Annotated in this window: 20 protein-coding genes; 4 read left to right on the top strand and 16 right to left on the bottom strand. The window is 65.3% G+C overall.

All coding sequences use genetic code 11. From position 1 onward, the window contains the following. Positions 1–168: 168 nt before the first annotated feature. A complete protein-coding gene (locus ASF04_RS11515; RefSeq protein WP_229205017.1) occupies positions 169–1,785 on the top strand; it encodes an ATP-binding protein in 1,617 nt (538 codons plus the stop codon). Then, positions 1,772–2,416, top strand: coding sequence for a response regulator transcription factor (locus tag ASF04_RS11510; protein ID WP_056141357.1), 645 nt, complete (start codon positions 1,772–1,774; stop codon positions 2,414–2,416). The genes ASF04_RS11515 and ASF04_RS11510 overlap by 14 nt, the downstream gene beginning before the upstream one ends. A gap of 15 nt (positions 2,417–2,431) precedes the next feature. Here the strand turns inward: ASF04_RS11510 and ASF04_RS11505 are convergent, their stop codons facing one another. Then, a complete protein-coding gene (locus tag ASF04_RS11505; RefSeq protein ID WP_056141355.1) occupies positions 2,432–3,343 on the bottom strand; it encodes a sulfurtransferase in 912 nt (303 codons plus the stop codon). Between the two features lie 141 nt (positions 3,344–3,484). Here ASF04_RS11505 and dnaE point away from each other — a divergent pair, with 141 nt between their 5' ends. Beyond that, positions 3,485–7,033, top strand: a complete 3,549-nt coding sequence (gene dnaE, locus ASF04_RS11500; protein ID WP_056141353.1) for a DNA polymerase III subunit alpha — start codon at positions 3,485–3,487, stop codon at positions 7,031–7,033. A gap of 119 nt (positions 7,034–7,152) precedes the next feature. On the opposite strand, the gene ASF04_RS11495 is transcribed toward dnaE, so the two are convergent. From ASF04_RS11495 to ASF04_RS11480, 4 genes are all read right to left on the bottom strand, one after another. After that, positions 7,153–7,386 carry a DUF6139 family protein gene (locus ASF04_RS11495; protein WP_056141351.1) on the bottom strand — a complete coding sequence of 78 codons (234 nt, stop codon included), beginning with the start codon at positions 7,384–7,386 and terminating at the stop codon, positions 7,153–7,155. Between the two features lie 85 nt (positions 7,387–7,471). Next, positions 7,472–8,560, bottom strand: a complete 1,089-nt coding sequence (locus ASF04_RS11490) for a glycosyltransferase family A protein (protein WP_056141349.1) — start codon at positions 8,558–8,560, stop codon at positions 7,472–7,474. Between the two features lie 2 nt (positions 8,561–8,562). Next, positions 8,563–9,663, bottom strand: a complete 1,101-nt coding sequence (locus ASF04_RS11485; RefSeq protein WP_082488703.1) for a glycosyltransferase family 2 protein — start codon at positions 9,661–9,663, stop codon at positions 8,563–8,565. Then, the gene (locus ASF04_RS11480) at positions 9,660–10,475 is read right to left on the bottom strand and encodes a glycosyltransferase family 2 protein (protein WP_056141344.1); all 816 of its coding nucleotides are present in this window, start codon (positions 10,473–10,475) and stop codon (positions 9,660–9,662) included. The genes ASF04_RS11485 and ASF04_RS11480 overlap by 4 nt, the downstream gene beginning before the upstream one ends. Positions 10,476–10,526: 51 nt before the next feature. Between ASF04_RS11480 and ASF04_RS11475 the strand changes: the two genes are divergently transcribed. Continuing rightward, a complete protein-coding gene (locus tag ASF04_RS11475) occupies positions 10,527–11,774 on the top strand; it encodes an O-antigen ligase (protein WP_162241436.1) in 1,248 nt (415 codons plus the stop codon). Here the strand turns inward: ASF04_RS11475 and ASF04_RS11470 are convergent. Genes ASF04_RS11470 through ASF04_RS11420 form a run of 11 tightly spaced genes read right to left on the bottom strand, consistent with a single transcriptional unit; the run spans position 11,756 to position 24,708 of the window. After that, positions 11,756–14,686 (bottom strand): hypothetical protein, encoded by a 2,931-nt coding sequence (locus ASF04_RS11470; RefSeq protein ID WP_156368609.1) that lies wholly within the window; start codon positions 14,684–14,686, stop codon positions 11,756–11,758. The two genes, ASF04_RS11475 and ASF04_RS11470, sit on opposite strands and share 19 nt — an antisense overlap. Then, positions 14,683–15,240 carry a tetratricopeptide repeat protein gene (locus ASF04_RS11465; RefSeq protein ID WP_056141333.1) on the bottom strand — a complete coding sequence of 186 codons (558 nt, stop codon included), beginning with the start codon at positions 15,238–15,240 and terminating at the stop codon, positions 14,683–14,685. Before ASF04_RS11465 ends, ASF04_RS11470 begins: the two co-directional genes overlap by 4 nt. Before the next feature lie 11 nt (positions 15,241–15,251). Further along, a complete protein-coding gene (locus ASF04_RS11460; RefSeq protein WP_056141332.1) occupies positions 15,252–16,178 on the bottom strand; it encodes a type II secretion system F family protein in 927 nt (308 codons plus the stop codon). Between the two features lie 4 nt (positions 16,179–16,182). Continuing rightward, on the bottom strand, positions 16,183–17,157 hold the full coding sequence (locus ASF04_RS11455) for a type II secretion system F family protein (protein WP_056141329.1): 975 nt from the start codon (positions 17,155–17,157) through the stop codon (positions 16,183–16,185). 8 nt (positions 17,158–17,165) lie between these two features. Then, positions 17,166–18,509, bottom strand: coding sequence for a CpaF family protein (locus ASF04_RS11450; protein ID WP_200931084.1), 1,344 nt, complete (start codon positions 18,507–18,509; stop codon positions 17,166–17,168). A 9-nt stretch (positions 18,510–18,518) separates the two neighbouring features. Next, positions 18,519–19,688 carry an AAA family ATPase gene (locus ASF04_RS11445; protein WP_056141326.1) on the bottom strand — a complete coding sequence of 390 codons (1,170 nt, stop codon included), beginning with the start codon at positions 19,686–19,688 and terminating at the stop codon, positions 18,519–18,521. 20 nt (positions 19,689–19,708) lie between these two features. After that, positions 19,709–19,990, bottom strand: a complete 282-nt coding sequence (locus ASF04_RS11440; protein WP_056141324.1) for a hypothetical protein — start codon at positions 19,988–19,990, stop codon at positions 19,709–19,711. Positions 19,991–19,998: 8 nt separating this feature from the next. Beyond that, entirely contained in the window at positions 19,999–21,678 is a 1,680-nt protein-coding gene (locus ASF04_RS11435; protein WP_056141320.1) for a type II and III secretion system protein family protein, read from the bottom strand. Between the two features lie 44 nt (positions 21,679–21,722). Further along, a complete protein-coding gene (cpaB, locus tag ASF04_RS11430; RefSeq protein ID WP_056141318.1) occupies positions 21,723–22,613 on the bottom strand; it encodes a Flp pilus assembly protein CpaB in 891 nt (296 codons plus the stop codon). Then, the gene (locus ASF04_RS11425) at positions 22,610–24,136 is read right to left on the bottom strand and encodes an ATP-binding protein (protein ID WP_229205016.1); all 1,527 of its coding nucleotides are present in this window, start codon (positions 24,134–24,136) and stop codon (positions 22,610–22,612) included. Before ASF04_RS11425 ends, cpaB begins: the two co-directional genes overlap by 4 nt. After that, complete coding sequence (locus tag ASF04_RS11420) at positions 24,133–24,708, bottom strand: prepilin peptidase (protein ID WP_056141310.1); 576 nt, start codon at positions 24,706–24,708, stop codon at positions 24,133–24,135. The genes ASF04_RS11425 and ASF04_RS11420 overlap by 4 nt, the downstream gene beginning before the upstream one ends. Positions 24,709–24,777: the final 69 nt, after the last annotated feature.

Here is a 24,777-nt window from a genome sequence, read left to right as displayed (position 1 = left end):
CGATGGAGACTGCGCGGGACGGTGTGAGGGGCAGAAACAGGTGTTGCTAAGGGTAACCCTTAGTTGTAAAAAGCGCTGCGCGTTGGTGGGCGGCGAGGCATAATGCTACAATACGATACAAATCTTTACACTATGTCCTGGTCGCGGTCCGCGTTTTCCCTTCGCTCCTTGCAGTTTCCAGCCTTTATTGCGCTGTACTTGCTGTTCGACTGGGCCACCTATATCGACCCCTTGTACGGTCTCAACATTACGCCCTGGAATCCCGATCCGTCGCTGGGACTGGTGTTCTGGCTGCGCCATGGCTGGCGCGCGGCGCTGCCCTGGTTTATCGCGTTGACGCTCGGCGAAATCCTGGTGCGCGGCATGCCGGCCGGCTTGCTGCTCACGGTGCTGCTGTCGGTGTGGCTCACAGTAGGCTACGGACTGATGGGCGAAGCGCTGCGCCGTACCTTCGGCAGCGACGGCCTGTTCGACAGCCGGGGGCGCCTGTTCCAGTGGGTGGCGATCGTGGCCGTGGGCTCTCTGCTCAACGACCTCGTGTATATCAGCCTGCTGTCCGCCACCGGCCTGATCCCGGCCGGCAACTGGAGCACGGCAGTGCTGCGCTTTGGCATCGGCGACATGGTGGGGGTGGTGGTGTCGATGCCGCTGATCTGGATGCTGGCCAGCGCACCGACCCGTCAGCGCTTGCGTGATACGGTGTGGAACCTGGAAACATTGGGCTACCTGGCGCTGGCGATCGGCGTGCTGTACCTGGTGTTCGGCAGCATCGCGACGTCGGAATTCAAGGATTTCTATTTCCTGTTCCTGCCGGTCGTGTGGGCAGCGTCGCGCCAGGGCCTGTATGGTACGGCACTGATGGTGTTCGTCTTGCAGGCGGGTATCGGTGCGCTGGTCAAGCTCAACCACGCCGGCGATATCGCCGTGCACGAACTGCAAATGCTCGACGCGGTGCTGGCGCTGGTGGGCTTTTCCATCGGCATCGTGGTCGATGAATTGCGCCAGGTGTCGAGCGACTTGAAGCAGTCGCTGCGGCTGGCGGCGGCCGGCGAAATGGCGGCCGCCCTGGCGCACGAGCTGAACCAGCCGCTGACCGCGCTGGGGACTTACGGCAAGGCCTGCGAATTCCTGCTCGAACGGGGCGAGAGCGGCGCCATGCTCAAGAGCGTGGTGCAGCGCATGATCGCCGAGTCGAGCCGTGCTGCCGAAGTGGTGCGGCGCCTGCGCGATTTTTTCCGCACCGGCGCCATGAAGCTCGAGGCGGTCGATGCGCGCCACCTGGTGGCGGGCGTGAGCCAGCAGTTCATGGCGCAGTTGCGCGAGCGCGAGGTGGTGCTCAATATCGAGGCGGTACCGGCCTTGCAGGTGCAGGTGGACCGGCTGCAGGTCGAGCTGGTGCTGCGCAACCTGCTGGCCAATGCACTGGAAGCGGTGCAGGAACAGCCGGCCGGTGCGCGCCGCATCACGGTGTCGGGCTGGCGGGTGGACGCGGCCGGCAAGGGTGGGCGCGGCGCCAGGGGCCGCCAGGCATCGGAACGGCGCGCCTGCCTGCACTTGATGATCGAGGACAGCGGCAAGGGCGTGTCGCAGGCATTGGCCGCGCGCCTGTTCGAGCCGTTCGTCTCGTCCAAGGCCAGCGGACTGGGACTGGGCCTGGTGCTGAGCCGGGCCATCATGGAGGCCCACGGCGGTGCACTGTGGGCCGAGGTTGGAGACAAGGGAATATTTAAAATGGCGCTGCCGTTGGCACGCGCCGAGGAGCCAGAGCATCATGTCGCTGCATAATCCGGACGCCTTCGAACAAAGCGCCCACAACCTGACCGTCTATATAGTCGATGACGACCCGTCCGTGCGCGACGCACTGGGGTTGCTGTTGGGCGTGCGCGGTTACCGTACCGCCGTGTTTTCCAGCGGCGAAGCATTCCTGCAAACCTGGCGGCCCAACTGGCGCGGCTGCCTGCTGCTCGACATCCGCATGTCGGGCATGGACGGACTGGCCTTGCAGCAGGAACTGGCGCGGCAGGGCTGCCGCATTCCCTTCATCATCATGAGCGGCCACGGCGACGTGGGCACCGCGCGCGCCGCCTTCAAGGCCGACGCTGTCGATTTCCTGGAAAAGCCGTTCGACGACGCCAAGCTGATTGCCGCCATCGACGAAGCGCTGTCGCGCGCGCGCAGCGAACAGCACGAGCAGCAGCGCCGCAGCCGTCACGCCAGCCTGCTGGGCGAACTGACGCCGCGTGAACGCGAAGTGATGGACCTGGTGGTATTGGGCCGCCACAACCGTGAAATCGGCCCGGCCCTCGGTATCAGCGTGCGCACGGTGGAAGTCCACAAAGCCCGCCTGATGGCCAAGCTGGGCGTGGACAATGTCGCCGACCTGGTCCGCATCAGCATGCTCGAAAACGAGAGCTGACCGAACCGTTGTCGCTTATTCGGCCTTGAAGCAGGCCGGGCAGGATTTTTCGTATACATACTCCGGCGCCAGTTGCTGGCGCGGGGTGACCACGGCGCGGCACACGAAGCATTGCACGGTTTCGGTCGGCTGCAGCTGCGGGTTGAGCGCGGTGCGGTAGTCGAACACGAAGCAGTCGCCCGTGTAGTGGGCGCCGCCCACTTCCTCGAAGTATTTCAGGATGCCGCCTTCGAGCTGGTACACATTGTCGTAGCCGATATTCTGCATGTGGATCGCGGCTTTTTCGCAGCGGATGCCGCCGGTGCAGAAGGTCACCACGGTCTTGCCTTCGAAGTCGTCCTTGTGGGCGGCGATCAGTTCCGGGAACTCGGTGAATTTCTTGATGCGGTAATCGACCGTGTGGTCGAACGTGCCCACGTCCACTTCGAAATCGTTGCGGGTATCGACCATCACCACCGGCTTGCCGTGGTCATCGACGCCGTTGTCGAGCCAGCGCTTGAGCGTACGCGCCTCGACGAACGGCGCGCGGCCTTCTTCCGGCTTGATCAGCGGCATGCGCATGGTGATGATTTCTTTTTTGATCTTGACCAGCATGCGCTTGTGCGACTGCTCGGAAGACAAACTCTCTTTCACTTCCAGGTCGGCAAAGCGGGCATCGCTACGCACCCATGCCAGGAACTCGTCGATGTTGGCGCGCGGGCCGGAGAGGAACATATTGATGCCTTCCGGGGTCAACAGGATAGTGCCCTTGAGGCCCAGGCGCGCGCAGATGTCCTGGTATTGCGGCCGCATCGCTTCGGTATCGTCGAAGGTGATGAATTTATAGGCAGCGATATTGACGTGGGGAGCGAGATCGGTAGCGACAGCGGCAGCGGCGACAGGAGCGCCAGCATGCGCTTCAGCTTGTAAAGCAGTATTAGCGGACATGGTGGTTATCGATCGGTTCAGGATCAAAAAAGAGGGAAGGCGACATTATACGCAAAATGCCGGACGACAAGCACAGGCGCCGCCCGGGCCAGGGCGTTGCGCGGTAAAATAGCAGGTTACTGAACCAGCATCGAGTAGCGTATGAACATGGTAGCAAACGAACAAGTGGTGGCTCCTGACGAGGGCGCGGTAGTCCCTGCCGGGCCGGCTTTTGTGCACCTGCGGGTCCACTCCGAGTACTCGATCGTCGATGGCCTGGTGCGCATCGACGACCTGGTCAAGAGCGCCGCCAAGGACAAGCAGGTGGCGCTCGCCGTCACCGACCTGTCCAATATGTTCGGCATGGTCAAGTTCTACAAGGCGGCGCGCGGCAAGGGTATCAAGCCGGTCGTCGGTGTCGATGTGTGGATTACCAACGACGACAACCGCGACAAGCCGTCACGGTTGATGCTGCTGGCCAAGAACCGCATGGGCTACCTGCAGCTGTGCGAACTGCTGTCGCAAGCCTGGCTCACCAACCAGTACAAGGGCCGCGCCGAGATCCGCACCGAGTGGCTGGCCAACCTGGTCAACCAGCAATACGCATTGCTGCCCGGCGATTCGCCTGCCAATGGCCTGATCGCCCTGTCCGGCGCCCATTTTGGCGACGTCGGCATGGCGATTGAACACGGCAACCCGGAACTGGCCGAGCAGAACGCGCAAAAATGGTCCAGGATTTTCCCCGGCCATTTTTATATCGAAATCCAGCGCGCCGGCCAGGCCAACCAGGAAGCGCAGGTGCGCCACGCGGTGTCGCTGGCCTCCAAGCTGGGCTTGCCCGTGGTGGCCACGCACCCGGTGCAGTTCATTTCCAAGGACGAGTTCATCGCCCACGAGGCGCGCGTGTGTATTGCCGAGGGCGAAATGCTGGCCAACGGCAAGCGCGTGCGCAAGTTCAACGAGCAGATGCGTTTCCTTACGCAAGCGGAGATGCGCGAGCTGTTCCACGACCTGCCGGCCGCGCTGCACAACTCGGTGGAAATCGCCAAGCGCTGCAACCTGACGCTCACGCTGGGCAAGCCGCAGCTGCCCAACTTCCCCACGCCCGGCATGACCATCGACGAGTTCCTGATCGCCGAAACCAAGAAGGGGCTGGAAGAGCGGCTCGAGCAGCTGTATCCCGATCCGGTGCGGCGCGAAAAAGAGCGGCCGCGCTACGAGGAGCGGCTCGACTTCGAGAACAAGACCATCATCAACATGAAGTTCCCCGGCTACTTCCTGATCGTGGCCGAGTTCATCCAGTGGGGCAAGAACAACGATGTGCCGATCGGCCCGGGCCGGGGTTCGGGCGCCGGTTCGCTGGTCGCGTATGCACTGAAAATTACCGACCTCGACCCGCTCAAGTACAACCTGCTGTTCGAACGTTTCCTGAACCCGGAACGGGTTTCGATGCCCGACTTCGATATCGACTTTTGCCAGGAAAAGCGCGAGCTGGTGATCCAGCACGTGAAAGACCTGTACGGGCGCGATGCGGTCTCGCAGATCGCCACGTTCGGTACCATGGCGGCCAAGGGCGCGATCCGCGACGTGGGCCGCGTGATGGACTTCGGCTACAACTTCTGCGATGGCGTCTCGAAACTGATCCCGTTCAAGCCGGGCAAGCCGGTGTCGATTGCCGAGGCCATCGAAGAAGAACCGATGCTCAAGGAGCGCCAGCAGAACGAGGAAGAAGTCTCGCAACTGCTGGACCTGGCGCAGCAGGTCGAGGGCATCACCCGTAACATCGGCATGCACGCCGGTGGCGTGCTGATCGCCCCGGGCAAGCTCACCGACTTCTGCCCGCTGTACACCCAGGGTGGCGACGGCGGCGTGGTGTCGCAGTACGACAAGGACGACGTGGAGGCCGTGGGCCTGGTCAAGTTCGACTTCTTGGGCCTGACCACGCTGACCATTCTCGACCGCGCGGTCCGCTACATCAAGGCGCTCGACCCGGTCGAAAAAGATTTCGACCTGGCCAAGCTGCCGCTGAACGACCGGCCGTCGTACGAGCTGCTCACCAAGGCCAAGACGGTCGCGGTATTCCAGCTCGAGTCGCGCGGCATGCAGGGCATGTTGAAAGATGCGCGGCCCGACCGCTTCGAGGACATTATCGCGCTCGTGGCCTTGTACCGCCCGGGCCCGATGGACCTGATCCCGGACTTCTGCAAGCGCAAGCACGGCGAAAAATTCGACTATCCCGATCCGCGTACCGAGTCCATTTTGTCCGAAACCTACGGCATCATGGTGTACCAGGAGCAGGTGATGCAGATGGCGCAGATCGTCGGCGGCTACTCGCTGGGCGGCGCCGACATGCTGCGCCGCGCGATGGGTAAAAAGAAGGCCGAAGAGATGGCCGAGCACCGCGAGATATTCCGCGCCGGCGCCGCCAAGGATGGCCTGTCGGCGCAAAAGGCCGACGAGATCTTCGACTTGATGGAAAAGTTCGCGGGCTACGGTTTCAATAAATCGCACGCCGCCGCGTACGCACTGCTGTCGTACCACACCGCGTATTTAAAGGCCCACCATCCGGCCGCGTTCATGGCAGCCAATATGTCGCTGGCGATGGAAGACACGGAAAAGGTAAAAATCCTGGTCGAAGACGCGATCGATATCTGCGGTTTGACTATCCTGCCGCCCGATATCAACAAGTCCGACTACCGCTTCGTGCCGGACGGCCCGGCGCCGTCGGTTACCGGTAAAAAAGTCACGCAGATCCGCTACGGCCTCGGCGCCTGCAAGGGTGCGGGCCAGAACGCCATCGAGGCGATTATCGCCGCGCGCAAGGCCGATGGTCCGTTTGTCAGCCTGTTCGACTTCTGCAAGCGTGTCGATAAAAAACAGATCAACCGCCGCACCATCGAATCGTTGATCCGCGCCGGCGCGTTCGATTGCCTGAACGTCGATCGCGCGATCTTGCTGGCATCGGTCAGCTTCGCCATGGAGTACGCCGACCAGCAACTGAAATCGGCCAACCAGGTCAGCCTGTTCGGCGGCGACGACAGCGACCTGGAACCGCCACCGGACTACGTCAAGGCCGATATCTTTACCGACCGCCAGCGCCTGGCCGAGGAAAAGATGGCGCTGGGCTTTTACCTGTCCGGCCACATGTTCGATTCGTTCGCACCCGAAGCGCGCCGCTTTTCGCGCACCAAGCTGGCCGACCTGGAACCGTCGCGCGATCCGCGCATCCTGTGCGGCGTGATCACCGGCATCCGCCCGCAGATGACACAGCGCGGTAAACTCCTGATCGTCACGCTGGACGACAAGAGCGCGGTGGTGGAAGTGACGGTGTACGCCGAGGTGTTCGAAGAGTGCAAGCACATGATCAAGGAAGACGAGTTCCTGGCCGTGATCGGCAAGGTCTCGGAAGACCGCTTCTCGGGCGGCTTGCGCATCTCGGCGGAAAAAGTGTTCGATATCGTCAGCGCCCGCGTCAAGCACGGCAAGCAGCTGGCAATGGCGCTGCCTGCCACGCTCGATGTGCGCAAGATGGCGGAAGTCCTGGCGCCGCACCGCCATGCCGATGGCTTGCCGGTGTCGGCACGCATCATGCCACAGGGCGTGGCGTGCACGGTGCAACTGGGGGAAGGGTGGCGCGTGGCGCCGTCGGACGACTTGCAGCAGGCGCTGCGCCAGCAGTTGGGCGCGCAGGACGTGCTGATCGAGTATTGACCAGGCACCTCGCAACACGGCAGCGAGCGGCCCGATACCGCCTTGGGGAGCACCGGCGTACGACAGTACGCTGAGCTTCGGTTCGGCGGTAACTGGCCGCGTGGCAGGTAGGCGAGAACTTACAGTTGCGCGGTCACGCTGGTAATGGCGTAACCTTTCGAGCCGATCTGCGCGAGCGGATCGGCGATATGGTAACGGGACAGGTCGCCGTTGTCGTCATCGACCTCGACCTTCTCGGCTTCCACATGCCAGTCGGTGCTGGTCGCTTCTTCCGGAATGGTTTTTCCTTCCGGTACAGCCAGGTAGGTGTGTTTGCCTTCTGCTTCGTCTCGGTAATAAATATCTACACGCATGAGTAACCTCCTTGGGCCAAAAACCCATGGTAGCGGATTTTTCCTACCCGGCGCGTCCGCTTAAAGTCCAGGTGCAGTAAGGAAATTATGCTTTCCCCAGGGCCCGTACCCGCGCCTGGCGCTGCCACAGTTTGACCTTGCGGCTCAGCGTCTGCTTGAAGCGGAACACCAGGCTGTTGGCCAATGCCTGCCGGACCTGGCGCGCGGCGCGCAGGTCGTCGCGGCGGCTGGTCGAGCGCAGGCTGCCTTGTTCCATCTTGTCCAGCACGTTTTCAGGCGTACCGAACAGCGTGGCCCGGTAAATCTCTTTCAACTCGCGCCGCACCACGCGCCCGGTCGCCGCTGGCAACTGGTAGGAGTTCTTCACCGCACCGATATAGAAATAGCTGACCACGGCATCGAAGTGATCGCGCACGCCGGCACTGACGGTAGCCTGTTCCAGCGCCGGCTTGGTCAGACCCAGTGCGGCCGTAAAATCGCGGCAATAGTCGGCGCTGACCGACTTGGTGATGCTGACCGGGTGCTGGCGATAGGCCAGCAACTGCTGCGGCAGGTAATACAGCGAGCGGCAGCGCGCCAGCAGGCGCGGCGTGACGGCCACGTCCTCGAACAGGCGCTTGGTGGGATACAGCGGCTGCTCGAAGCTCGCATAAATGTCACGCCGGATCACGCGCGCCCACGCGTACAGGTGGCGGTCGGCAAAGAACACGCCCAAGATAGTGTCGGCGTCGGTGATCAGCGTGTCGGGCGTGTAGCCCATGCGCACGGCGCGGTTCTTGTCGGGCCGGTCGGGGTGCCACATGGCAAAGTCCAGTGCGATCGCGTCGGGATGATGGCTGGCGATTATCGCGTCGAGCCGGGCCAGGATGCCGGGTTGCAGCAGGTCGTCGCTGTCGATGAACAGGATGTAGTCGCCGCGCGCCTCCTGCAGGCCCACGTTGCGCACTTGTGCCAGGCCCTGGTTGGCTTGCCGGATCAGCCGCAGCGCGCATTGCGGCGCAGCGGCGGCGTGCGCCTGCACGCGGGCGGCAGTGTCGTCGCGCGAACCGTCGTCGATCACGATCAGTTCATGGGCCGGCCCCATTTGCGGCACGATGTGGGCCAGGCATTCGTCGATGAAACCGGCAGCGTTGTAGGCGGGGACGATGATGCTGATGGAAAACGGGGCGGACATGGTCAGTTGGTTTTGCTAAGGCGTTGTTGCCTGGCCATTTGCCAGGTTTTGTAGGCGCGGTTGATGGTCTGGCGCCACTTGAACACGGTGCTGTCGGCCAGCGCCTGGCGCACCTGGCGCGCGCAGCGGCGGCCGTTGCGCAGCGTGACCGACGCCAGTTGGCCAGCTTCCAGGTTGTGCAGCGTTTTTTCCACTGTGCCGAACAGGCTGCCGAGGTAAATCTTGCGCACGTCGGCGCGCACCTGGTCCGGCTTGGCCGAGGCCGGCAACTGGAACGAGGTCTTGATGGCACACAGGTAGAACAGGGTCGCGGCGCCATCGAACTCGGCGCGCATGGCCGCGCTGTCGGTTGCGCCGGCACTTTCCAGGTATGGCCTGGCCGAGGCCAGCGCCAGCACGAAATCGGTACACCACTGCGGCGTGATCACGCGCGTGATGCTGACCGGGTGCTGGCGGTAATGCAGCAGCACCAGCGGCACGTATACCAGCGTGCGGCAGGCGGCCAGCAGACGCGGCACGATGGCCATGTCCTCGAACAGCCGGCCCGACGGGAACAGCGGCAGCCCCAGTTGCAGGTAGATGTCGCGCCGGATGATCTTGCACCACACATACATGTGGCGGTCGGCGAAATACGTGGACAGGATCGCTTCGGGGCCTTCCACCACCACGTTGGGGGGATAGCCCAAATGGTGGTATTCGAGCGGCTTGGCGGTACGGCCCGGGTACCAGATGCAGAAATCGGTGGCGATCACGTCCGGCGCATACTGGGCGATGGCAGCGTCGATGCCGTCCAGCGCGCCTGGCTGCAACAGGTCGTCGCTATCGACGAACAGGATGTAGTCGCCACGCGCCTGCGCCACGCCGTTGTTGCGGGCGTCGGCCACGCCGGCATTGGTCTGCTGCACGATACGCGCCGCGCATTGCGGCCACGCGGCAAACACACCGCGCGCGCGCTCGACGGTGGCGTCGGTGGAGCCGTCGTCGATCAGCACCAGTTCGTGGCCGTCGCGCATTTGCGGCAGGATGCAATCGAGCGTTTCAACGATAAAGTCCTGCACATTGTAGGCAGGCACCACGATGCTCAATCTGAGGGTTCCGTTCATTGCGCCAGCCCCACCGTGGCGCGCACGGTTTTATCGAGCATGCGTGCTTCCACTCGCGCCTTGTTGCTGCTGGCCTGGTCGCGCACGGCTTCGCGGTGCCACAGGTGCAGCACTTCGGTGGCAAACGCGCCATCCTTGCGCAGGATGCCGGCGTTAAACAGGCGCAGCACGATATCGGCATCCTCGTGGCCCCAGCCGGTAAAGCTTTCGTCGAAACCGTTGATGCGTTCGATGTCGCTGCGCCACGCCGCCATATTGCAGCCCTTGATGCGGCGCCAGGTAAAGCGGTCCGATGTGCGCTTGATGTCTGGAAAATGCCACCAAAGTTGTAACAATTTGTTCATCCCGCCATTCAAACGCAGCTTCAATTGGCCCCACGGCGACAGTTGCAGCGGGTGAATCGCGCCCGCCAGCACCTGCGCAGTCAGCGCTTCGCTGAGCAAAATGCGACTGCCGGTTACCATGCAGCCTGGCTCGGCCAAGCGCCGATGCTGGCTGATAAAGCTGCTTTGCGGGATGCAGTCGCCGTCGAGGAAGATCAGATAGTCACCTTTGGCTGCCGCGATACCGAGGTTGCGCACCCGCGCCAGGCGGAAGCCGACATCCTCTTGCCAGATGTGCCGCAGCGGTACCGGTGAGCGCGCTTGCAGCTCCGCCACGCAGGCACGCGTGTTGTCGGTCGAGCCGTCATCGGCGACAATGAGCTCGAAATTTTTCTCGTCCTGGAGAAAGAATGCCTCGATGACTGCGCGCAGTGCATCCGGGCGATTGTAGGTCGCAATGACGACTGAAATATTGATTGTTTGTTGCATGAATGGAGGCGGGCAGGGTGATCTCTCGCGGAAAGAACCACAAGAAGAATGATGCATAATACCTTATCGCAAAAGCCTGTCAGCACTGTCTTTTTCAACAGCCTGTTGTTTGCGCCACCATTCCTGTTTTTGATCGCACGCGGCGGTACCGGCTTGTTCAGCCTGGTCTACTTGCTGGTGGCCGTCGCCAGCTGGCGCGCCGTCCGTACTGTTGCCACACCGCACATACGCGAGGTTGCACCGCTGCTGCTGGCCTTTGCTTTTCCCCTGTTGCTGGCCCTCGGATACTACGTATTCGACCCCGAAGTGCGGCTGCGCGACCTCGAGCGCCCGGTACGCTCGCTGGCTGCCGCTGCTGCGCTGCTGGTGGTGCTGGTGTGGCGGCCATCGCGCCGCTTTTTGTGGTGGGGCCTGATTGCCGGCGCGGTCGCCGGCGCGGTGTTCATCAGCTATCAGCGCTGGGTGCTGGGCATGGATCGCCCCGGCGGCCTGATCAACGCAATTACCTTCGGTGATATTTCGTTGTGCATGGGCTTGATGTGCCTGGCGGCCTCGCGCGACTTCCACGGCCGCGCCGTGCTGTGGCCCGTGCTGGGCGCGCTGGCGGGCCTGATCGGCTCGGTCGCTACCGGCACCCGTGGCGGCTGGGTAGCCGCAATCCTGGCCGTGCTGCTGTTGCTGCGCTATGGCAATGTGCTGGGTGGCCGCTACCGCAAGGGCGCAGCGCTGCTGGTGCCGGTGCTGCTGGCGATGTCGTTCCTGGTGCCGCAAACCGGTGCGCGCGAACGGGCCATGCAGGGCGTGGCCGATGTCGAGCAATATTTCGCAGGTGGTAACACGTTTACCAATATGGGCGTGCGGTTGGAGCTGTGGCACACCGCCACCGAGCTGATCTCCGAGCACCCGTGGCTGGGCCGCAGCGTGGCGGCGGTGGACCGCGCCAAGCAGGCCATGGTGGCCCGTGGCGAAGCGCCGCCATACGTGCTCGAATTCGACCACTTCCACAACGACGCGCTGCACGCCACCGTGTTCGGCGGCGTGGTAGGACTGCTGGCCTGGGCCGGCACGCTGCTGCTGCCGTTCCTGTTCTTCCGCCGTCAGTTGCACCGTGGCAGGGCACAGCGCCGCGATGTCACGGCGCCGGCGCTGGCTGGCATGTTGCTGGTGGTCTGCTACTTCGGCTTTGGCCTGACCGAAGTGATTTTCTGGACCATCCACAGCAGCGTGTTTTATGCGCTGATGTTGTTCATGCTGGCCGGCCTGTGCCTGACCGCGCCCCGTCAGTCGGTGACCGGGTAGGAGACGCTGCTGACCACACCGTTCGGGGTGGTGACCGTGATGGTCAGCGTACCGCTGGTGACGTCGTTGGAGCAGAGGCTGGTCCCGACCGAACTGGACGCATCGCTGACCATCTGCACGCTGTAGATCCAGCCGGCCGCGTCCGGCGACACGGTGTTCTGCACCACGGCGCTGGCGGCCGACAGCAGCCGGCCGTTGGACGTGGTGAAGTTGATGCGGGTGCCGGCCGGCAGCGGATTGCCGGGCAGGTCGAACAGCCAGTCCGGATGGGCCGCCTGCACATTGGTGGCAAACACGGTCTGGTTGTTGTCGCGGATGGCAAAGCGGAACGTCTTGGTCTGGTTGACGAACGGCTGGCCGTTGACGCACTGGCTCAGCGCCAGCGTGCCGATGGTGGGCGCGCCGTTCAGCGCCTGGTCGAGCAGGCTTACCGCCGGCGTGCTGTTCGACAGCACCATCACCATCGCCTGGCGCAGGTGCACGGTGGCGCCGCTGCCCACGCCCGGCGCACGCAGCACGCCGTTGTACACGCCATTGCCGCCGGCGGTCCAGGTACCGTTGCCATCGGTGTCGATGAATGGTTCGCCGGCCATGCGCGTGGCGCTGTTGCTGGCATAGGCGTCGTTGATGCCGGCAGCGTTGGCGTCGGTCACGGCGCGGTCGTTGCGGAACGGATCGCCCAGGTCGGTGAACACTTCGCCGGCGTCATAGCGGTTGTTGCCGTTGGCATCGACAAAACTCTCTTCTCCCAGCGCATACGCCAGCACCGTCACGCGGCCGTCGGCCGGACGCGGGCTGGCCGCGCAGAAGCGCACCGTGCATTCGCCGGGCGTGCCTTTTTGCTTGATCACGGTACCGTCGGTGAGCGTGGTGGACGTTTCGCCGGTCAGGCATGACGCATCGACAGTGCCACCCTCGGCCGTGAAGCTGACGGCGGTGCCGTCCGGCGCCGGGTTGTGGAAGCGGTCGGCCAGGCGCGCGGTCAGGGTGGTGCCGGCGGGCGCCGGGCAACCGTTGAACGAACCGCCTTCGACGTTGCGCACCAGGGCGCTCAGCGAAAAACTGACCTGTTCCGGCACGCCGGTCGAAACCACCAGCTGGTCGGAGACGGTGCTGATGCCGCCGCCGGGCAGGGTGGCGGACACCCGCACCGGGGTGTTGATGGTGCCGGCCGAGACGATGGTGGAGACCGTGCCGTCGGTGCCGGTGGTGGCGCTGGCCGGGCTCAGGGCCAGGCCGCCCACGCCGGTGTTGAGCGCGAAGTTGACCAGCTGGCCGGCGAACGGCTTGCCGGCGCCGTCGAGCACCTTGAAGGTGACGGTGGCCGTCTCCTGGCGGCCGGCGCCGCCGGTGCCCTTCAGTGCGATGTTTTGCGGCAGCGCCGAGACAAAGGTCAGCTGGCCGGCGGTGGCCAGGCGCACCGTCAGCGTGGCGCTGGTGGTGAGCGTGCTGCCGTTGTAGGCGACGGTGGCCGTGACCGGATCGCTGGCGCCGCAACCGAGGTCGGTGTACGACGTGGTGGCCACGCCGTTGACGGTGTTCACCGGTGTGACCAGGCGGACCTTGCCGGCGGCCGCGCAGGGCGAGCTGAAGACAACCGACTGTACCGGCAGGTAAGGCGTGCCGCCGTTGAACAGGGTGGCGCTCACGCTGGCGGTGCCGCCGGCAGCGAGCGACGCCGGCGAGAGCGTTGGCGTGGACAGCGTCAGCGTCGGGAACGTGACGGCATAGTTGGTGCTGGCAGCCAGTGCCTGGCCGGCCACGGTGACGCCGGCGGTGGCGCTGTAGCCACCGGGGCTGGTGCCGGCGTTGACCACCAGCGTGGCGCGGCCGCTGGCATCGGTCAGGGCGGTGCCGCTCACCGGCGTCAGGCTGGCGGTGCTGTCGGTGCTGGCAAAGGTGACCAGCGCATTGGCGACCGGTGCGCTGGCGGTATCGCGCACGGTTGCCACCAGCGTGCCGGGGCTGTCCGGCGCGACGTTGATGGTACTGCTGCCGGCCGGGCTGGTGAGCGCCAGGGTCAGCGTTGGTGGCGGTGGCGTCGGCACTGGTACGACCGGCGGAATGGTTGCCGTGTAGTTGGCGGTGGCCGTCAGCGGCTGGCCGCCGACCGTGATGCTGGCGGTGGCGGCATAGGCGCCGGTAACGGTGCCGGCCGGGATGACCACCCGGGCCACGCCGGCCGCATTGGTGAGCGCGGTACCGGTCGATGGCACCAGCGTGGCGGTGGTGTCGGTGGTGACGAAGCGTACCAGGGCGTTGGGGATCACCACGCCGCTGGCGTCGCGCACGGTGGCGGCCAGGCTGCCCGGGCGCGACGGCGTGACCGCATTGGTCGGCACGCCGTTGACGCTATTGATGGTCAGCACCAGCGAGGGGCTGCCGGCCGGTGGCGGCAAGGTGACGTTGTAGTTGGCGGTAGCGGTGGCGGTCTTGCCATCGACGCTGGCGCTGGCCGTCACGCTGAAGGCGCCGGCGGTGGCGCCGATCGGCAGCGTGATGCTGGCCACGCCGCCGGCGTTGGTGATCGCGGTGCCGGAACCGGGCACGAAGACTGCGGTGCGGTCGGTGCTGGTAAAGGTGACCAGCGCATTGCCGACAGCGACGTTGGCGCCGGTCTTGAACACGGCCACCAGGGTGCCGGGGCGCTCGCTGGTGATGGCGGTGACGGCATTGCCGGTGCCGTCGGTCAGGGCCAGCACCATGGTCGGTGACGGCACCACGGGCGTGACGGGAGTGACTGCGGGGCAGCCCGGCAACGCGGTATCGCGGTTCGGATCGAGCGTGGTGCAGCCGTTGCCGCCGCTGGCGCCGCCACCACCGCAGGCGGCAAGTATCGCCGCCATTAAAGCTGCCAGGAAGACCTGCAACAAATAGCCGGTGGGACCCCGGCCGGACGTGGTTCGTTTCATGGAGACTCCTGGTTGAAAACTGGGGTGGTGCGTGCCGTGGCGGCGCTGGCTGCTGGTGCGGCGGCCGCGCGGTCGATACCGGGCAGTGCCAGGTTGGCGCGCGCCGGCGCGTAATCGGGCTGCAGCGCCAGCGCGGCCCGCAGCGCGGTGGCCGCCTGGGCGTAATCGCCCTGCAAATAACGGAGGTAGCCGAGATTGCCCAGCGCCTGGGCACTGTACGGGAAATCCCTGGTCAGCTTTTGCAGCAAGGCTGCCGCGTCGTCCAGGCGGCCTTGCTTTGCCAGCAGCACCGCGCGGGCGTTGCGGGCGTCGAGCTGGTCCGGGTCCAGCGCCAGCGAGCGGGCATAGGCGGCATCGGCGCGCGCCAGGTCGCCCTGCTGCTCGTAGGCGCGGCCCAGCCGGTAGGCGTAGCCGGGCTGGTTGCCGTCGCCGTCGCTGAGGCGCAGCAGCGGCGCCGTGGCCAGCGCTGGCGCCGGCGCCGGCTTGGGCGCGATGCCGCATGCCGGCAGCAGGCCGGCGGCGCACAGGGCGAAACATAGCGCGTGAAATCGCATGGACATTCCAGTTATTGGGCTGCAGCCAGGCCCTGGTACAACTGCAGCAGCGCAGGGCCCAGCAGTACCACCAGCAGGCTGGGGAAGATGAAGAAAATCAGCGGAAACAGCAGCTTCAAGGCGATCTTGGCGGCCTGCTCCTCGGCACGCTGGCGGCGCTTGGTGCGCAGCAGTTCCGATTGCACCCGCAGCGAATCGGCCACGCTGGTGCCGAAGCGGTCGGCCTGGATCAGCATCGTCACCAGCGCATCGACGTCGTCCACGCCGGTGCGCAGCGACAGGTTGCGCAGTGCCTTTTCCTTGGCGCTGCCGGCGCGCAGTTCCAGCGTGACGAGTTGCAGCTCCTCGGCCAGGATCACGCTTTTCAGGCCGATCTCCTGCGCCACCCGCGCCAGCGCCGCGTCCATTGCCAGTCCCGCTTCCACGCACACCGTCATCAGGTCCAGCGCATCGGGAAAACTCTCGAAAATGTCGCGCTGCCGGCGCTTGATCACTTCGTTCAGCACCAACCCTGGCACGTAGTAGCCGATGGCGGCGGCCACCAGCAGGTAGCTCAACTTGGTCATGCCTTCGGCCTGGCTGCCGGTGCTGCTCAGGTACAGGAACACCAGCAGCGGCAGCAGCAGCGCCAGCCCGGTCTTGGCGGCGTAGAACAGGCCCGGTGCGGCCGGCGTGCGCCAGCCGGCGTTGATGAAGCGGCGGCGCACGGCCGAGGTTTCCCAGCCTTCGGCCGGCACCGACAACTTGGCCAGCGGCGAGGCCAGGTTGACCAGCTGTTGCAGCCAGCGGCCACGGTCGAAGCTGGACTCGGGCTGCTCGGACAGGGCGTCGAGCCGGTCGCGCACGGCGGTGTTGGTAAACAGGCGCGCGGCCACCAGCGCGGCGCCGAACACGCCGATGAAGATCACGACCAAAAAAATCAGTTGAATCGGTGTCATGGGGTCAGATCCTGATTTTGGTGATCTTGCGGATCACCAGGAAGCCGAGCAGCATCATGCCCGCCGCGCCCATCAGCAGGCGCTGGCCCTGTGGATCGACAAACAGGATGGTGAGGAATTCGCGGTTCAGCACGAACATGATGCCGCCCACGCCGAACGGCAGCAGGCCCAGCACCCAGGCCGACATCTTGCCCTCGGCCGACATCACGCGCACTTGCGCCAGCAGGCGCAGGCGGTCGCGGATGATGGCGCTGATCGACGCCAGCAGCTCGGTCAGATTGCCGCCGGTCTCGCGCTGGATCAGCACCGCCACCACGAAGTAGCGCAGGTCGGCGCTGGGCACGCGCTGCGCCATGCCCATCAGCGCGTCCGGCATGCTGATGCCGAAATTGACCTCGTCGAACACGGCGCGAAACTCCATCGACAGCGGCATCGGCATCTCGTCGGCCACCATCTTCAGCGCGGTGGGAAACGCGTGGCCGGCCTTCATGGCGCGGCTCATCATGTCGAGCGCCTCGGGCAGCAGCAGTTCGATGCGGGTGATGCGGCGCTTCTTGGCGCGGTTGAGCTCCCACCATGGCAGGCAGGGGGCGCACAGGCCCAGCACCAGCGCACCGCTGAACGGCAGGCGCAGCACCAGCCCCAGCACCACGCCGCACACCGCCGCGATGGCGATGATGGTGAGCAGGCGTGCGGCGGTCCAGCTGCGGCCCGATTGCAGCAGCACCTGGTCGAGCAGCAGGATGCCGGGGATGCGCAGCAGCAGGCGATGGGTGTCGGGATCGCGGCTGAGCATGCGGTCCTTGGTGATCGAGACGGCCGGCTCCGCGCCGTCGTCGCCGATGGCGTTGCGCAGGCGCCGCGCCACGCGCTTGGCCTGCTCCCCCTTGACGTTGTGCACGCTGCTGTAAATGCCCCACACCAGCAGCGCCACGGCGCCGAACACGCACAGACCGAAGACGATCAAACGGTAATCCATGCTGGCCCTTAGGTCGGTTCGAACACGGTGTTCGACACCGTGACGCCGAAGTTGCGCAGGCGGTCGATGAAGCGCGGCCGGATGCCGCTGGGGCTGTGGTGGCCGTGCACGGTGCCGTCGTCGCCGAGGCCCGTCTGCTTGTAGCTGAAGATCTCCTGCATGGTGATCATCTCGCCCTCCATGCCGGTGACCTCCTGGATCGACATCACCTTGCGCTTGCCGTCGGGCAGGCGCGAGACCTGCACCACCACACCCACGGCAGAGCTGATCTGCTGGCGCATGGCCCTGGTGGGCAGGTTGGCGGCGGCCATGCTGATCATGTTTTCCAGGCGCGTGAGGGCGTCGCGCGGGGTGTTGGCGTGGATGGTCGCCATCGAGCCTTCGTGGCCGGTGTTCATCGCGCCCAGCATGTCGAGCGCTTCGGCGCCGCGCACCTCGCCGAGGATGATGCGGTCGGGGCGCATCCGCAGCGCGTTGCGCACCAGCGCGCGCTGCGTCACTTCGCCCTTGCCCTCGATATTCGGCGGCCGGGTTTCCAGCCGCACCACGTGCGGTTGCTGCAGTTGCAGCTCGGCCGCGTCTTCCACCGTCACAATGCGCTCGGTCTGGCCGATGAAGCCGGAGATCACGTTGAGCATGGTGGTCTTGCCCGAACCGGTACCGCCCGAGATCAGGATGTTGACCTTGGCGCGGCCCAAACCCTGCAGCACTTCGGCCATGTCGGCCGTCATCGAGCCGTAGGCCACCAGGTCGGCCAGCCGCAGCGGGTCGGCCGAGAAGCGCCGGATCGAGACGATCGGACCGTCGATCGCCAGCGGCGGAATGATGGCGTTGACGCGCGAACCGTCGGGCAGGCGCGCATCGACCATCGGGCTCGATTCGTCGATGCGGCGGCCCACGCGCGAGACGATCTTGTCGATGATCTTCATCAGGTGGGCGCTGTCGGTGAAGGTGACGTCGGTCAGCTCCAGTTTGCCGCGCCGCTCGACGTAGATCTGGCGGTGGGTGTTGACCAGGATGTCGGACACGGTGGGGTCTTCCAGCAGCGGCTCGAGCGGGCCGAAGCCCAGCATCTCGTTCTGGATGTCGCGGGTGAGATTCTTGCGCTCGGCGTCGTTGATGACAACCGACTCTTCTTCCAGCAGCCGCTCGACCAGCGTGCGCAATTCGAGCCTGATCTGGTCCTGCGACAGGCGCTGGATGCTTTCCAGGTCCACCCGGTCGAGCAGGGTCTGGTGCAGGCGGTGCTTGAGGTCCTGGTAGGCGCGGTTGTCGATGCCGGTCACGCGCTGGGCCACCACGCGGGTGGTGCCGGTTTCAAGCCGCTCGCGCAGAGAAATGGGAGTGTTCATGGTGGATCCTTAATCCTTGCGGCCACGCAGCTTGTCAATCCAGCTGACCGGTTTGACGGCGGCCGCTTCGCCACTGAGGCTGCGCGCGAATTCGTCCAGCGCACGACTCAACGGGCTGGTGGGCGCCAGCTTCATCACCGGCACGCCCTGGTTGACCGAGGCGGCGGCAGCGTCGTAGTGGTTCGGAATGGTCTGCATCTGGTCGGTGTCGAATGCCGCCTCCAGGTCTTTCAAGCGGATTTCGCCGCCCTTGTCGTGGCGGTTGACGATCAGCTGGATTTTCTCTTTCGAGTATTCGAGCGAACGGAACACCGTCAACAGGCGCTTGCTGTCGCGGATGTACGGCAAGGTCGTTTGCAGGATCGGAAAAATCAGGTCGGCGTGGTCGAGCGCGCGGATGGTCACTGCGTCCAGGCTGCGGCCCACGTCGAGGATGATGAAGTCGTACTGCTGGCGCGCCAGCTTGAGGATGGCGTCGATATGGTCGGGCTTGACGTCACTGGTATGGGCCGGATCGGACGGCGCGGCCAGCACGCCGTAGTTGGGCAGAATGCTCAGCATGCTCGATGACAGGAACGACGGGTCGAGCCGGTGGATCTGGCTGGCCACGTCCGACAGGGTGGCCAGCGGCTTGTGGTCGGAGACGAACAGCGACGCGTCGCCAAACTGCAAATTCATGTCGATCAGCGCCACGCGCTTGGCGCCGCTGGCCGCGAGCGCGTAACCGAGGTTGGTGGCAAGAAAAGTCGCGCCGCTGCCGCCCTTGCACGAGATGAATGCCAGTACCTTGCCGCTGGCATGGTGGCGCCGGCCCAATTTTTCGGCGATGCGGTCGAGCACCGGGTACAGCGTGGCGGACGTGACCGGGGCAGGCAGCACTTCGCGCACGCCGGCGCGCATTGCCTGCAGCAGAAAATCGGACGAACTCTCGCTGGTGAGCGCAATGAAGGCCATGGTCGGATGCAGGCCGCTGAGGCGTTCAACCTGGATCAGGTCGCCATCGGCAACGGACGGCTGGTCGATGATCAGCACGTCGGGCAACTGCTCGTCGGCCATGCCGGCCAGCCGGATCAGGCCGCCCGACAGCAGGTCCACCTCGTCGCCGGTCGGGCGTGCGCGCAGCAGGCGGCCCAGGTCCAGCAGGTGGCGTTCATCCTTGGAAATGACGGCGATTTTCAATGGGTGTCCTTGGCGTTGGTTCAGCGCGTACCCGAGCTGGTGCCCGAGCCCGAGGTCAGCGAACTGCCCTGGGCTTCCGGCGCGCGGAACGATTTCTGATAGTTTTCATACACGGACTCGGCAGCCTTGCCGTCCATGCCATTGACGGGCGAGCGGTTGGCGCCGGCCTGCGGGTTCAACGTTTGCTGTGCCAGCGCCTGCTGCACGCTGGCGCCGAACTGGTGGTCCAGCCGTGGCGACAGCGAGCAGCCACTGAGCACCAGCGTGGTAACCAGGGCGGCGGAAAGAAATATGCGGGCCATGCGGTCTCCTATTTGACGTCGAAGCCGGCGCCGGCGGGTTGCGGTTCGGCTGGCGCCGGTGTCGATGCGGCTGCGGGCGCCGGCGCGCGGCCTTCCATCTTGCCCATGCCGAAGAAGTCGAAACGGTTCGGCTGCACGTAGTCGTCGGTGGGCAGCTTGGGGTTCGGCGCCAGCGGCCGCGCCAGGTGCGGCGTGACGATGAACACCAGCTCGGTGCGGTCGCTCTGGAAATCGCTGCTGCGGAACAGCGCGCCCAGGATCGGAATTTCACCGAGGCCCGGGAAGGCCTTGATGCTGGTGGTGACGTTGTTCTTGATCAGGCCGCCGATGGCAAAACTCTGGCCGTCGTACAACTGTACCGTGGTGCTGGCGCGGCGCGTGGTAAAGGCCGGCAGGATGGCGGTGGCGGTGCTGCCGGTGGCGCTGATGCCGATGCCTTCGCGGTTGATCTCGGATACTTCCGGCGCCACGCGCAGGTTGATGCGTCCGCCTTCGAGCACGGTGGGGGTAAACTTGACGGCCACGCCGTATTCCTTTTCCTCGAGCGTGATGCGCGAGGAACCGCCGGTACCATCTTGCGCGACCGGGATGTAGATCTTGCCGCCGGCCAGGAAGCTGGCCTCCTGGCCGCTGATCGCCATCACGGTCGGCTCGGCCAGGATCTTGACCAGGCCGTCGCGCTTCTGGGCGTCGAGCGTGGCGAAGTTGCCGTTCTTGCCGTTGAACGCATCGAGCTTGCCGGCATTCCCGGTAAGCAGATTCGACAGCAGGCTGTAAGTCCAGTTGCCGGCAGTGCCGGCCACGCCGATGCTCGCGCCCAGCTGGTCCACCAGGCTTTTCGATACTTCGGCGATTTTCACTTCCAGCATCACCTGCTGCGGTGCTGCCACCGACAGCATGTTGACCACGCGGCTGGCGGCGCTGCCGACGGCGGTGCCGCCCGTCAGCAGGCTGGCGCCGGAATCGACGGCCGTCAAAGGGGCGCCTGCGCTGCCGGGACCGCCATTACCGGAGGCACCAGCGGCACCGGTAGCAGCTGCTGCACCTGCGCCAGCCTGCGCCGGCGCCTGGCTCATGGCGCCGCGCGCGCCGCGTTGCAGGTAGGCGGTCGCAACCGCCACCACCTGGCCGGCGCGGATGGTGTCAGCCACGCTGCCCGACAGGATCAGGGCGTTGCCGGACACGGTGACCACGATATCGCGCTCGGTGGGGAACAGGGCAGCAAACTGCTGGCGCAGCGGCGCGGCATCGATGCCCACGCTGATGTCGATGATGGTGGCCTGGTTGGCCTTGTTCCACAGGATCAGGTTGGTGGTGCCGGTGGCCTTGCCCAGCATATAGACTTCGCTGGGATTGATCAGGATGACGTCGGCCACGCGCGCATCGCCCACTGCCAGCCGCGCGGCCGGGTAGGGCAGGTGCATCAGGGTGGACTTGCCTTCGGCCAGGTCGATCTGCTGCGCCATCTGCACGCTGCTGGCGTTGCCGGCTGCCGTGCCGGGCAGGCCCGACGGCGTGGTGGCGATCGCGGCAGTGGCGGCGGTGGCGGCCGGAACAGCGGCCGGCTTGGCCTTGCCCTGCGCGTACACCAGCGGCGCCGGAACGGCCAGGGTTGCCAGCGCGGCCAGCACGGCCAGGGTCGTCAGTCCGGCGGGTGCCGCCTTGGCAGTCATGCGAAATACGGTCATCGATGGCATCCTTGTGCGTGGTAAAACAAAGCGAAGCGGGGACATCAGAATTGCTGGGTGCTGCGGTCGAGGCCCTTGATCACTTCGACCTTGTCACCGTGCGGCACGACCGGGCGCGGCGCCGGCGTTGGTGCCGCTGCCGTCGCAGCGGCCGCCTTGGCAACCGACTGCTGCGGCTGCGGGCGATTGCGGCCCAGCAGCGCGGCGCGCGCGCCGTCGGGGTCGAGCAGGCTGTCCTTGGTGGCGCCGGCGGTATCGGCGGTCTTGGGATCGATCTGGTTGCGCAACACCAGCGACAGCGTGCCCACGCTGCGCGCCAGGTCGAGCTTTTCCACCTGGTCCGGCGTCAGTTCCAGCGTGACGGCGTTGACCACTTTCGGCTTGGTGTCGTCGCGGTTCGATTCCTGCGCCACGGCCAGCACCAGTATCCGTTCGAGCACGATCTTGGAGATCGCCTGTTCACGCGCGCGGTCGTTGCCAAAGTCGCCGCGCGCTTCTTCCTGGGTGTTGACCAGGATGTCGACAAAATTGCCGGGCAGGGCAAAGCCGGCCACACCCACCACGTCGTTGACGCGCACCGTCATTGCGCGCTTGCCTTGTGCCACCACGGCCGACAGGCCGCCGGTGGTGCCGGCCGGCGCCAGCTTGCTTTCCATGATGGGCTCGCCATGTTCGATGGCGGTACGCGAGACGCGGTTGTCGAGCTGCTTGATGTCGGTGATCGCGCCCGGCGGCATGGCGTTGCTGGGCCACTCGATCAGGTTCAGCATCTCGGGCGTGATGCGCGCACCCATCGGAATATCGACCAGCGCCACCGCCACTTTCTTGTTGCCGGCCGCACCTTGGTCGTTGATCCAGTGCGCCGCCACCACCACCGCTACAAGCGCCAATACCAGCGCGACTGCGATCATCACCAGGGCCCGTGTATTTCTCATGAGTTTGCTTTCATCGGATTGAACGCCGCGCCGCTGTCACGGCGCTCCCGGTCGGCATCGCCGCCGGTACTGTGGTGGTGCTGGGCTGCCGCCATGCGGCGCACGCCGGCGCCAGCGAAATAGTTATGCCAGGCCCAGTCGAGCGCGGCGCGCGTCATCACTGCCGGCGCCGCTTCGTAGCGTGCCAGGTCCAGCAGTTGCCGGATCAGATCGCGTGGATAGCATGCGAGGAGCGGCACATCTTCGCGGCGGTGTTTTTCCTGCAGCAGGTAGTGGTAGGCATCGGGCTCGAAAGCGAGGTCCGCTTGCTGGCAGACTTGACGGAAAATGCGTTCATATTCAGCCTCTGTTTGCGGCGGCACTTCGATCTTGTAACCGAGGCGGCGCAGGAAAGCGCCATCGGACAAGCGCTCGGGTAAGAAGTTCGATGAGAATACCACGACTACATCAAACGGAACTTCGAAAACGTGGCCTGTATGCAACGAAAGATAGTCGATTCCGCGATCCATCGGCACGATCCAACGGTTCATCAATTCCAGCGGCGAACAGCGCTGGCGCCCGAGGTCGTCGATGATGAAGATGCCGTTATTGGCTTTCAAATGGGGAGGCGCCTGGTACAGGCGCGTGTTCGGGTCGAAGCGCAGGTCGAGCATCTCCAGCGTCAGTTCGCCGCCGGTCAGCGTGGCCGGGCGCTGCACGCCGCGCACCCAGCGCAGGTCGATGCTGCGCAGCTTGTCGATGCTGTCGTAGCCGGCGCTGTCCGGCGCTGCGGCCTCGACCTGGGTGCTGGCGCGGTGCTGGACCGGATCGTAGAACGGCACCACTTCGCCGTCGATCATGATGGCGTAGGGCAGGGCGATATCGCCGTGCAGCAGGCCGCGCAGGCGTTCGGCCAGGTAGGTCTTGCCGCTGCCGGCCATGCCGTGAATAAAAATCGCGCGGCCCGAGTTCATCGCTGCGCCCAGCTGGTCGAGCACTTGCTGGTTGACCACGATGTCGTTGAACTCGCGCGTGACCTCGGCGCGCGTGACGTGCAGGTCGGCCACGCTTTGCAGCGCCACCTGGCGGCGGTAGTCGGCCAGGGTCACGGGCGCCGGACCGGCGTAGGCATTGCGCTCCCGGCACTGGCGCGCGCGTTCGTGACCGAGTTCGGTCAGGTGGTAGGCCAGGTCGGCGTCGGTGCCGCTGCCGCCCCGGCGCGTGACTTCGCACAGTTTTTCCGTGCGCATGAACGCGATCAGCGGATCGATCACGCCCACGGCCAGTTTCAGGTGGCTGGCCAGTTCCGGCAGCTTGAGCTGGCCGCGCTGGGCCAGCACCTTGAGCAGCAGCTCGACCAGGAACAGGAAAGGCAAACCGGTATCTTCCACCGTGCGCGGCGCGCGCATGAAAGCCGGCGCGGACGCCGTGTGAGCGGACGCCGTGTGAGCGGACGCCGTGTGAGCGGACGCCGTGTACGCGGCCGTCGTGGAAGCCGGCGCAGTCGCGGCCAGCGTGGCGCCGGGTGTCGCAGGCAGGTTCACGCGAACAGGCTCTTGCCGTTGAGGGCAGCGTACACCAGGTAAGGCGCGGCGCCGGCGGCGATGGCGATTGCGTACGGCAGCTTGCCGCTGGGGGCGGCCGGCGCTTCGATCGCGGCCGACTGGCCGTTGAGGGCGCCGAACACGCTGTGCGTGACCAGGTGCATGGAATTGCCGAGCATGCGCTTGAGCGTGCCAAGATACATCGACACCACCAGCGCCAGCACGCCGCCGGCCAGCAAGGTGCAGGCGGCGATGCCGATCACGGCGCCGGGGCCGACAAAGGCGCCGATCATGGCCAGCAGCTTGACGTCGCCGGCGCCGAGTGCGCGCAGCGCGTACATGGGCAGCAGCAGCGCCAGGCCTGTACCGAAACCGGCCAGCGACCAGAGCAAGCCGATGCTGCCGAACGGCGCGACGAACAGGCCATCACCGGCAGGCAGCACCAGCTGCAAGGCAAAAGCGAGGACCAGGCCCACGAGGACGAGCTGGTTGGGAATGCGGCGGCTGCGCACGTCCTGCCAGACAGCGCCAGCGAGCAACAGCGACAACACGATGAAGGGTAACCATTTCATGGCCAGGTCTCGTCTCGTTGGGGAATAAAAAAATGCCCGGCCGGTGTGAACCGTACCGGACATTCCTGG

This window comes from Duganella sp. Leaf61, from assembly GCF_001421905.1.
Classification (GTDB): Bacteria; Pseudomonadota; Gammaproteobacteria; order Burkholderiales; family Burkholderiaceae_D; genus Rugamonas; species Rugamonas zoogloeoides.
This window is presented reverse-complemented; position numbering and strand designations above follow the sequence as displayed.